Annotated in this window: 10 protein-coding genes; 5 read left to right on the top strand and 5 right to left on the bottom strand. The window is 70.9% G+C overall.

Annotated features, from left to right (window positions below):
• Nucleotides 1-96: 96 nt before the first annotated feature.
• Together ACFWPA_RS11905 and ACFWPA_RS11900 are read right to left on the bottom strand one after the other, a co-directional pair.
• Nucleotides 97-819 carry a sensor domain-containing protein gene (locus ACFWPA_RS11905; protein WP_378507958.1) on the bottom strand — a complete coding sequence of 241 codons (723 nt, stop codon included), beginning with the start codon at nt 817-819 and terminating at the stop codon, nt 97-99.
• Nucleotides 820-827: 8 nt separating this feature from the next.
• Nucleotides 828-1751, bottom strand: coding sequence for a hypothetical protein (locus tag ACFWPA_RS11900; RefSeq protein ID WP_378507881.1), 924 nt, complete (start codon nt 1749-1751; stop codon nt 828-830).
• Between the two features lie 172 nt (nt 1752-1923).
• Between ACFWPA_RS11900 and lspA the strand changes: the two genes are divergently transcribed.
• The 4 genes from lspA to dnaE all read left to right on the top strand — a co-directional run bounded on the left by lspA (nt 1924) and on the right by dnaE (nt 7753).
• On the top strand, nt 1924-2487 hold the full coding sequence (lspA, locus tag ACFWPA_RS11895) for a signal peptidase II (RefSeq protein WP_378507957.1): 564 nt from the start codon (nt 1924-1926) through the stop codon (nt 2485-2487).
• A complete protein-coding gene (locus ACFWPA_RS11890; RefSeq protein ID WP_378507880.1) occupies nt 2487-3413 on the top strand; it encodes an RluA family pseudouridine synthase in 927 nt (308 codons plus the stop codon). The genes lspA and ACFWPA_RS11890 overlap by 1 nt, the downstream gene beginning before the upstream one ends.
• A complete protein-coding gene (locus ACFWPA_RS11885) occupies nt 3406-4062 on the top strand; it encodes a hypothetical protein (protein WP_378507879.1) in 657 nt (218 codons plus the stop codon). Before ACFWPA_RS11890 ends, ACFWPA_RS11885 begins: the two co-directional genes overlap by 8 nt.
• A 145-nt stretch (nt 4063-4207) precedes the next feature.
• Entirely contained in the window at nt 4208-7753 is a 3546-nt protein-coding gene (gene dnaE / locus ACFWPA_RS11880; RefSeq protein WP_378507878.1) for a DNA polymerase III subunit alpha, read from the top strand.
• Between the two features lie 9 nt (nt 7754-7762).
• Here dnaE and ACFWPA_RS11875 read toward each other — a convergent pair whose 3' ends face one another.
• The 3 genes from ACFWPA_RS11875 to ACFWPA_RS11865 form a co-directional block, all read right to left on the bottom strand.
• On the bottom strand, nt 7763-8299 hold the full coding sequence (locus tag ACFWPA_RS11875) for a hypothetical protein (protein WP_378507877.1): 537 nt from the start codon (nt 8297-8299) through the stop codon (nt 7763-7765).
• A 93-nt stretch (nt 8300-8392) separates the two neighbouring features.
• Nucleotides 8393-8761 (bottom strand): CD225/dispanin family protein, encoded by a 369-nt coding sequence (locus ACFWPA_RS11870; RefSeq protein ID WP_378507876.1) that lies wholly within the window; start codon nt 8759-8761, stop codon nt 8393-8395.
• A gap of 85 nt (nt 8762-8846) precedes the next feature.
• On the bottom strand, nt 8847-9074 hold the full coding sequence (locus ACFWPA_RS11865; RefSeq protein ID WP_378507875.1) for a hypothetical protein: 228 nt from the start codon (nt 9072-9074) through the stop codon (nt 8847-8849).
• 109 nt (nt 9075-9183) lie between these two features.
• Between ACFWPA_RS11865 and ACFWPA_RS11860 the strand changes: the two genes are divergently transcribed.
• Nucleotides 9184-9618, top strand: a complete 435-nt coding sequence (locus ACFWPA_RS11860) for a nitroreductase family deazaflavin-dependent oxidoreductase (RefSeq protein ID WP_378507874.1) — start codon at nt 9184-9186, stop codon at nt 9616-9618.
• Nucleotides 9619-9863 lie beyond the last annotated feature (245 nt).

Here is a 9863-nt window from a genome sequence, read left to right as displayed (position 1 = left end):
CGCACGAACGGCCGGCACCCCGCAACTACGGGGTGCCGGCCGTTCGTGCGCTCCGCGCCCGTGCGCGATTTTCACCCCGATGGGGGTGCGCATCACTCACGGTTGCGGGGTGCGGAGCCTTTCGACGGCCGTGCGTGCGAGGTCCGTCAGCACGGACGGCTCGATCGGCTGTTGTCCGGTCGCGGTGACCTGCACGAGGGTGCCTCCGACGACCGCGAGGACGGTGTCGGAGATCATCGTGAACCCGTCGCTGCTGGTCTCCAAGCGCACCGCGACGGACGCGTCCCCGACGGTCGGCTGGTCGAGACCGCCGAGCCGGTACTGCACGGCGACCCCGTCGGCGTCGGTGCCCGCATACTCGGCGCAGGCGGCGAACGTGGCCTGAACGGTGCCGAAGGCCTGCGCGGCCCCGGTACCGGAATAGCTGGCCGCGTCGGTGTCCACGCTGGTGAAGGCGGGGCCCGCGAACCTGGCCGCCGCGTGGGCGGCCGCGCCGGGCACCTGATCAGCGATCGGGGCGAGCACCGCCGCGCACTCCCGCGGGTCCGTCGAGGACCGGTCCGGCTGCGGATCCTCCGATGCGGGTGGCAGACCGAGATCGGTGACGGGGTCGGGCAGCGCCGCGAACCCGGCGGGCAGGTCCGCGACCGTCAGCAGTGCGGCCGGCAACCGGGCCGGGTCCAGGGTCGGCGCGTCCGCGGGTGCGGCGGGCGCCGCGACGGTCGTCACCGCGGGCAGGGCCGCATCCCGGTCATCGCCACCGCAGCCGGTGAGCACCGCAGCCGACCCGATCAGGGCGGCGACCGCGCCGGCGGGCATCCGCCGGGTCACGGCCGCGACCACCGGACGCTGTTGGTGGTGGCCTGCCGCAGCCGGGTGGTGCTGTTCGGGTCCGTGTACGTCTGCTCGCCGCTGAGGGTCACCGACCCGTCCACCGGGAGCGGGGCGGCGAGATCGATCACCAGGGTTCCGGTGCCCGCCATCGTGAAGGTGTCGATGCTGAGGGTGCCGGTGTCGCCGGGCAGATCCCAGACCGGGGACTCCGGCGTCTGGGTGACGGAGAGGTCCACGGTGAGACGGTCGCCGTCGCGGGCTCGCAGCGTCGCGGTGGTGACCTGGTTCAGGACCATCCCGCTCATCACCTGCTGTCGCATCGTCCACACCGCGCCGACCCCGATCTCGGCGTCCGGGAAGGTCACCCCGCGGTACACGGCCTGATAGAACGCCTGCTCGATCGCCGACCGCGCGATGTCGCGGGAGTCGGCGTCCGGGGTGATCCGCAGCGCGGTGACGGCACCGGACGGCTGAACGGTCAGACCCGCTTCGGAGCCGGCGGATGACGCCAGCGCGTCCTGCAGCACGACGTCCGGCGAGCTCAGCTCGCCGAGCGTGAGGTCGACGGTGAGCGCCGGATCGGCCGGACCGGTGACCACCGCGGTCAGCGGCATCGTCACCGCCGGGGTGGACAGGTCCTGCTGCGGCTGGTCGGCGATCTGCTGATAGATGTCGGAACGGGTCGTCATCACCGCCCGCTGCTCGGCGCCCGGCGCCGGGCGGAGCTGGACCCGCTGCCGGGGTTCCGCGCCCGCGTCGACGACCGCGGTGCTGATCGCGGAGATCGGGACGGTGGTCTCCTTCGTGGTGACGGTCGCCGCGGGTGCGGCCCCGTCGTTGCTGCTGCAGGCGGCGGCGACGGCGACCGCGGCGAGGGCCGCGGTGACCCGCCCGGCCCGATTCGAGAACTCTGACACCCGTCCAGGTTAGCCACGCGCCGGCGGTACGAGCCCGCAGCGGACGGTGCCTGCAGGCCCCGGCCGTGCGGTGAGGGATGATGGCGGGGTGAGTGAAGCGGAGAAAGGGGTGAACCCCACACCCGACGGCGCGGCGGTCTCGGACCGGGACGCGTCGGGTCATCCATTGCGGATGCGTCTGTTGATCGTCATCGCGGCCGTCGTCCTTGCCATGGACCTCGCGACCAAGATCGCCGCCGTGCACTTCATCGAACCGGGCAATCCGATTCGGATCATCGGCGACGTGGTCACCCTGAAACTGATCCGCAACCCGGGCGCGGCGTTCTCGATGGCGACCGGCATGACGTGGCTGCTGACCCTGGTCGCGGTCGCCGTCGTGATCGGCGTGATCAAGATCGGGCGCACCCTGCGGTCACCGTGGTGGGCGCTCGGTCTCGGCCTCGTCCTCGGCGGCGCGCTGGGCAACCTGATCGACCGGTTGTTCCGGTCGCCGGGCCCGCTGCAGGGGCACGTCGTCGATTTCGTGTCCGTCGGCTGGTGGCCGGTGTTCAACGTCGCCGACTCGGGGGTGGTGTGCGGGGCGATCCTGCTGGTGCTGCTGACCCTGTTCGGGATCAACCCGGACGGCACCCGCGGTGACGGCGCCACCGACACCGACCCCGCCACCGACCCCGCCACCGACACCGACCCCGCCACCGACACGACGGTGGACCGGCCCAGCGAGAAGGAGTCCTGATGCGCGAGACGCGGTCGATGCCCGTGCCGGACGGACTGGAGGGGATGCGGGTGGACGCGGGTCTGGCGCGACTGCTCGGCCTGTCCCGGACCACGGTGGCGACACTGACCGACGAGGGGTCGGTCCTGATCGATGGGAGCGCGGCGGGCAAGTCGGATCGGCTGCCGTCCGGTGCCTGGCTGGAGGTGATGCTGCCGGAGCCGGAGCGTCCGCTGACGGTGGAGGCGCAGCCGGTCGAGGGGATGGACATCCTGTACGCCGACGACGACGTCGTCGCCGTCGACAAGCCGGTCGGGGTCGCCGCGCACGCCAGCGTCGGCTGGACCGGCCCGACCGTCGTCGGTGGCCTGGCCGCCGCCGGATTCCGCATCTCGACGTCCGGCGCGCACGAGCGGCAGGGCATCGTCCACCGGCTCGACGTCGGCACCTCCGGCGTGATGGTCGTCGCGACGAGCGAGCGCGCGTACACCGTGCTCAAGCGGGCATTCAAGCAGCGCACCATCGACAAGCGCTACCACGCGCTGGTGCAGGGGCACCCGGATCCGTCCAGCGGCACCATCGACGCACCGATCGGCAGGCATCGGGGCAGCGACTGGCGGTTCGCGGTCACCGCCGACGGCAAGCCGTCGATCACCCACTACGACACGGTCGAGGCGTTCCAGGCGGCGAGCCTGCTCGACATCCACCTGGAGACCGGTCGCACCCACCAGATCCGGGTGCATTTCTCGGCGCTGCGGCACCCGTGCTGCGGCGACCTCACCTACGGCGCCGACCCGCGGCTGGCGGAGCGGCTTGGGCTGGAGCGGCAGTGGCTGCACGCCAGGTCGCTCGGGTTCGCGCACCCGGCGGACGGCCGGTGGGTGGAGATCACCAGCGACTATCCGAAGGACCTGCAGCACGCACTGGACGTCCTGCGGAGTGCCTGATCGGATCGGCGCCGCGATCACCGCGGTGTGCGCGGCGGGCCTCGCCGCGACGGTCGTTGCGCTCGGGGTGGCGAATCCGCCGACCCCGCGGACCGTCGGGACCGACGTTCTCGGCCCCGACCCCGGCGAGCAGGTCGCCGGCTACCTGACGCGGGCCGCGGACTCCGTCGCCGCGGCTGGACCCGACGTCCGCTGGGCGCTGGTCTCGTTCGACACCGAGGTCACCGCGAGCGGGGCGCAGGCGCTGCTCGGGGACGTCGGCGCATCCCAACTGTGGTTTCGGGTGCCGATCGACCGGGTGCAGACGCCGATCGTCGCGGTGGGGGTTGCCGGGGCGGCGTCCGTCGCCCGTGCCCCCGGGTACGCGGCCGCGCGGGTGGCGGGTGCGGCGTCGACCGACGACCGGGCCGGCCGGATCGCCGCGGTGTCGGCGTCCCGGTTGGCCGGGGACTGCGCGTGCGTGGTCGCCGCGACGGTCCGGGCGCCGCAGGACGATCTCTTGGCGCTCGCCGCGGGCGAGGGCGTCTGGGCGGTGGAGGCGCTGCCCGCGGACGCCGTGTTCGGGCGGTTCGCGGTCCGCCCGCTGCTCCCCGGGCAGTCCGGGACGGTGGCGCCCGGCCCCGACGACGGCGCGGTGCCCGAGCGGTGACCAGGGCGGGCGGCCCGCCGAGCGCCAGCTGAATGGGGGTTCATGCGTCATTCGTCGGCGCCGGGTGACACATGAACCCCCATTCAACGCGGTGCCGGGCCGCGCGGCGGGCGGACCCGTCGGACCGACCCCCTACACTCGGTGCGTGGCTGACTCCTTCGTCCATCTTCACAATCACACCGAGTACTCGATGCTCGACGGCGCGGCGAAGGTCGGACCGCTGTTCAAGGAGGCCGAGCGGCTCGGGATGACGGCGGTCGGGATGACCGACCACGGCAACATGTACGGCGCAAGCGAGTTCTACAACGTCGCGAAGAAGCAGGGCATCAAGCCGATCATCGGCATCGAGGCGTACATCGCTCCGGAGTCCCGGTTCAACACCAAGCGCGTCAAGTGGGGCGATCCCAGCCAGAAGTCCGACGACGTGTCCGGCTCCGGCGCCTACACCCACATGACGATGGTCGCGGAGAACGCGACCGGTCTGCGGAACCTGTTCAAGCTGTCCTCGCGGGCCTCGATCGAGGGGCAGCTCGGCAAGTGGGCCCGGATGGACGAGGAGATCATCGCCGAGCACCACGAGGGGATCATCGCGACCACCGGCTGCCCGTCGGGGGAGATCCAGACCCGGCTGCGCCTCGGCCACGACCGGGAGGCCCTCGAGGCGGCCGCGAAGTGGCAGGAGATCTGGGGGAAGGACAACTTCTTCCTCGAGCTGATGGACCACGGCCTGTCCATCGAACGCCGGGTCCGGGAGGGTCTACTCGACATCGGCAAGCAGCTCGGGATCCCGCCGCTGGCGACCAACGACTGCCATTACGTCACCAAGGACGCCGCCGAGAACCACGAGGCGTTGCTGTGCATCCAGACCGGCAAGACGCTCTCGGACCCGACCCGGTTCAAGTTCGACGGCGACGGCTACTACCTCAAGTCCGCGGCGGAGATGCGGGCCATCTGGGACGACGAGGTGCCCGGCGCCTGCGACAGCAGCCTGCTGATCGCCGAGCGGGTGCAGTCCTACGACGACGTGTGGACGCACCGGGACCGGATGCCGATCTTCCCGGTTCCCGAGGGGCACACCCAGCAGTCGTTCCTGCACCACGAGGTGATGCGCGGGCTGCGTGAGCATCGGTTCCCGAACGGCCCGGTCCCGGACGAGTACGTCACCCGCGCCGAGTACGAGATCAGCGTGATCAACGAGATGGGTTTCCCCGCCTACTTCCTGGTGGTCGGCGACCTGATCAACCATGCCAAGGACGTCGGCATCCGGGTCGGCCCGGGCCGCGGCTCGGCCGCCGGGTCGCTGGTCGCGTACGCGATGGGCATCACCAACATCGACCCGATCCCGCACGGCCTGCTGTTCGAGCGGTTCCTGAACCCCGAGCGCGTCTCGATGCCCGATATCGACATCGACTTCGACGATCGCCGCCGCGGCGAGATGGTCCGCTACGCAACCGACAAGTGGGGCAGCGACAAGGTCGCGCAGGTCATCACGTTCGGCACCATCAAGACGAAGGCCGCGATCAAGGACTCGGCGCGGGTGCAGTTCGGGCAGCCCGGCTTCGCGATCGCCGACCAGATCACCAAGGCGCTGCCGCCGCCGATCATGGCGAAGGACATCTCGGTCTCGGGGATCACCGACCCGGAGCACGAGCGGTACAAGGAGGCCGTCGAGGTCCGGGCGCTGATCGAGTCCAACCCGGACGTCGCGAAGATCTACCAGACCGCGAAGGGTCTCGAGGGGCTGATCCGCAACGCGGGCGTGCACGCGTGCGCGGTGATCATGTCCTGTGAGCCGCTCACGGACGCGATCCCGGTGTGGAAGCGGGCGCAGGACGGCGCGATCATCACCGGCTGGGACTACCCGTCGTGCGAGGCCATCGGCCTGCTGAAGATGGACTTCCTCGGCCTGCGGAACCTGACGGTCCTCGGTGACGCGATCGAGAACCTGAAGGCGAACCGCGGCATCGACATCGACCTGGACGCGCTGCCGCTCGACGACCCGGCCACCTACGAGCTGCTCGCGCGCGGCGACACCCTCGGGGTGTTCCAGCTCGACGGCACCGCGATGCGCAGCCTGCTCAAGCTGATGAAGCCGACCGGCTTCGAGGACATCGTCGCCGTGCTCGCGCTGTACCGGCCGGGGCCGATGGGCGTGAACGCGCACACCGACTACGCGAAACGCAAGAACGGCCTGCAGGAGGTCAAGCCGATCCACCCGGAGCTCGAGGAGCCGCTGCGGGAGATCCTCAAGGAGACCTTCGGCCTGATCGTGTACCAGGAGCAGATCATGCAGATCGCGCAGAAGGTGGCCGGGTACTCACTCGGCCAGGCCGACCTGCTGCGCCGCGCGATGGGCAAGAAGAAGAAGGAGATCCTCGACGAGGCGTACGGCGGCTTCCAGCAGGGCATGCTCGACAACGGCTTCACCCAGCCCGCGATCACCGCGCTGTGGGACACCGTCCTGCCGTTCGCCGGCTACGCATTCAACAAGTCGCACGCCGCCGGGTACGGCCTCGTCTCGTTCTGGACCGCGTACTTCAAGGCCAACTACCCGGCCGAGTACATGGCCGCGCTGCTCACCTCCGTCGGCGACGACAAGGACAAGTCGGCGATCTACCTGGCGGACTGCCGCGCGATGGGCATCACGGTGCTGCCGCCGGACGTCAACGAATCGGTGGTGAACTTCGCGTCGGTCGGCGAGGACATCCGGTTCGGGATGGGCGCGGTCCGCAACGTCGGCGCCAACGTGGTGGAGTCGATCATCTCGGCCCGCACCGAGAAGGGAAAGTACACCGACTTCTCCGACTACCTGAACAAGATCGACGCGCAGGCGTGCAGCAAGAAGGTCACCGAGTCGCTGGTCAAGGCGGGCGCGTTCGATTCCCTCGACCATCCGCGCAAGGGCCTGTTCCTGGTGCACACCGACGCGATCGACGCGGTGATGGGCACCAAGAAGGCGGAGGCGGTCGGCCAGTTCGACCTGTTCGGCGGTGCCGACGCGGACGAGTCGATCGCGTCGGTGTTCAACGTGAAGGTGCCCGACGAGGAGTGGGACACCAAGCACAAGCTGGCCCTCGAGCGGGAGATGCTGGGCCTGTACGTGTCCGGGCATCCGCTCGACGGGGTCGAGCACGTGATCGCCGCGCAGACCGACACCCCGATCGCCGCGATCCTCGAGGGACAGGCAGGCGACGGCGCGCAGGTCACCGTCGGCGGCATCCTCGCGTCGGTGACCCGTCGGATCAACAAGAACGGATTGACCTGGGCGGCAACCGAACTCGAGGGTGTCGGCGGTGCATCGGTGGAGGTGATCTTCTTCCCGCAGGCCTACTCGGTGTACGGGATGGACATCGCCGAGGACTCGGTGGTGCTGGTCAAGGGCCGCGTCAACGTTCGCGACGAGCGGGTATCGATCATCGCGAACGACCTTGCCGTTCCGGATCTCTCGGCGATCGGGGTCGCGAAGCCGCTCGCGGTGAGCCTGCCGACCCGGCTGTGCACCCCGGACAAGGTGGGGGCGCTCAAGCAGGTGCTCACCCGGCACCCCGGCACCTCCGACGTGCACCTGCGGTTGGTCAGCGGAACGCAGATCACGATGCTCAAGCTCGACGACAGCCTGCGGGTCGAACCGTCCTCGGCGTTGATGGGTGACCTGAAGGCGCTGCTCGGCCCGAGTTGCCTGAGCAGCTGAGCCGGACCGTCAGGGCACGACGAGGCCGCCGAACCCGCGGCTGACCAGGATCTGGTATCCGCCTGCCGGCGGCTGCGCGCCGACATCCGCGGTGGCGACCACGGCGCCGCTGCCGGTGACCGCCGTCGCCGGGGCGTAGCGGCAGCGGTCGGCCAGCGGCACGGGTCGGCGGTAGTCGGGCGGCACCACGTGCAGCACGGTGCTGCCCGCCGCGCCGGTCGTCAGGTTCCGCCAGTTCACGGACACATCGAGGCAGCCGAGCGTTCCGGTCCACCACCGGGTCGGGGGCGTCGTCGCGAAGGTCACGGTGCCCGGTGCGGTCGGGGTGGCCGTCGGGGTCACGGTCGTCAACGGCGGCACCGAATAGCAGGGGAAGATGTTGCTCAGGCATCCGGAGAGGTACCCGACCGGCGTCGGGAACACGGTGGTGACCGGCGGTGGCGGCGGACCCGCTGCCGCGGCGGCCACCGGGCCGAGCGGGAGGGCGAGTGCGGTTGCGGACACCGCGGCCCGTCCGAGTGAGCGGCCGATCGATGCACGGCGCATGGCCTGACCTCCGGTGATGGCGCGGCCCCGACCCTGCCGATGTCTCACGCTACTCGCGCGATGCCGATCGCGCGGGGCTCGCGCCCGCCGGGGTCAGCGCATCCGCGGGTGATCCCAGTACATGCCGCCGCCGTCGGAGATCACCACGGCAGCGACGATCACGTACACGATCACGAACAGCAGCAGCAGTCCGCCGAACAGCCACAACGAGATCTGGCCGAGCCTGCGGGCCCGCTCGGACGCATCCTGCGCCGCCTTCGGATCCCCGCTCGCCCACCGCGGGTACACCTCGGCGGCGTGCGTGAACGCGGAGAAGGCCAGCGGCCAGAAGAACACCAACGCCGTGACCGCCCACCCCACGTTGCTCGGGGGTCGCGGCGGGTAGGCGGCAGCGCCGGGTGCGGTGGGCGGTGGTTCGGGTGACGACGGTGCGGTGCCGGGTGAATCGGTCGGAGTGGTCATGACGACTCCCGTCGATGGGGGACACCCACCACGGTACGACCGGAATCGGTCGGGTGGGGTGGCCCACCGGACGATCCGCGGGCGGTCAGCCCCCGACGGTGGCCCAGTGCCGTCGCCGCGCCCACCACACGACGACGGTGGCGCCGGCGGCGACGAGGACCGCGGGTTGCAGCGCCTGCACGACGATGAGGACGGTGAGGAAGACCAGGACGCCGACCACCAGGGCCTCAAGCTTGTACAGCGGCCATGCGGTACCGGCGATGTCGAGCGTGTCGCCGGGGTGCGACAGGCGAGTGTGGTCGACGGTGGTCATGGGTTCAGGCTACCGGCGTCGAAGAGTTCGGTCCACCCAACAATTGTCTTGGCGCCGGTGACCTTCCTCTCGTGCTGCGGCCGCAGCGGCGTCGGTGTTCACTGGTGCCATGCCACTGACCGGAGAGTACGAACCCAGCCCCAGCAAGTGGGCCGCGGACCAGGCGGACCTGTACGAGAGCTCGGGCGGAACAAAGGGCACCACCATGAACGGCATGTCGGTGGTGCTGCTCACCACCCGCGGCGCCCGGACCGGGAAGCTGCGCAAGACACCGCTGATGCGCGTGGAACACGGCGGCGAGTACGCGATCGTCGCCTCGCTCGGCGGTGCCCCGAAGAACCCGGTCTGGTACCACAACGTCGTCGCGGACCCGCACGTCGAGCTGCAGGACGGCCCGGTCAAACGGGACATGACCGCCCGCGAGGTCACCGGCGACGAGAAGCAGGTGTGGTGGGACCGGGCGGTCGCGGCGTTCCCGGACTACGCCGACTACCAGCGGAAGACCGATCGGCAGATCCCGGTGTTCGTCCTCACCGCGCAGTAGCGGGCCCGGCATCGTCCGACCCGACCCAGCATCGGAGGTCGTCATGGCGTCAGGAACCGTCGCCGACCAGCTCGTCGCCCAACTGGTCGACGCGGGTGTGCGCCGCATCTACGGCATCGTCGGCGACAGCCTGAACCCGATCGTCGATGGCGGCCGCCCCGCCCGGGGGGGGGGGGGGGGGGGGCGCGGCGGGCTCCACCGCCGGCCCGGGGGGGGGGGGGGGGGGGCGGCGGGCGCGGGCGCGC

Origin of the sequence: Rhodococcus sp. NPDC058505 (assembly GCF_042720095.1) — a bacterium.
Taxonomy (GTDB): Bacteria; Actinomycetota; Actinomycetes; order Mycobacteriales; family Mycobacteriaceae; genus Rhodococcus_G.
The sequence above is the reverse complement of the archived record's forward strand: the minus strand, read 5'-3'. Positions and strand labels throughout refer to the sequence as shown.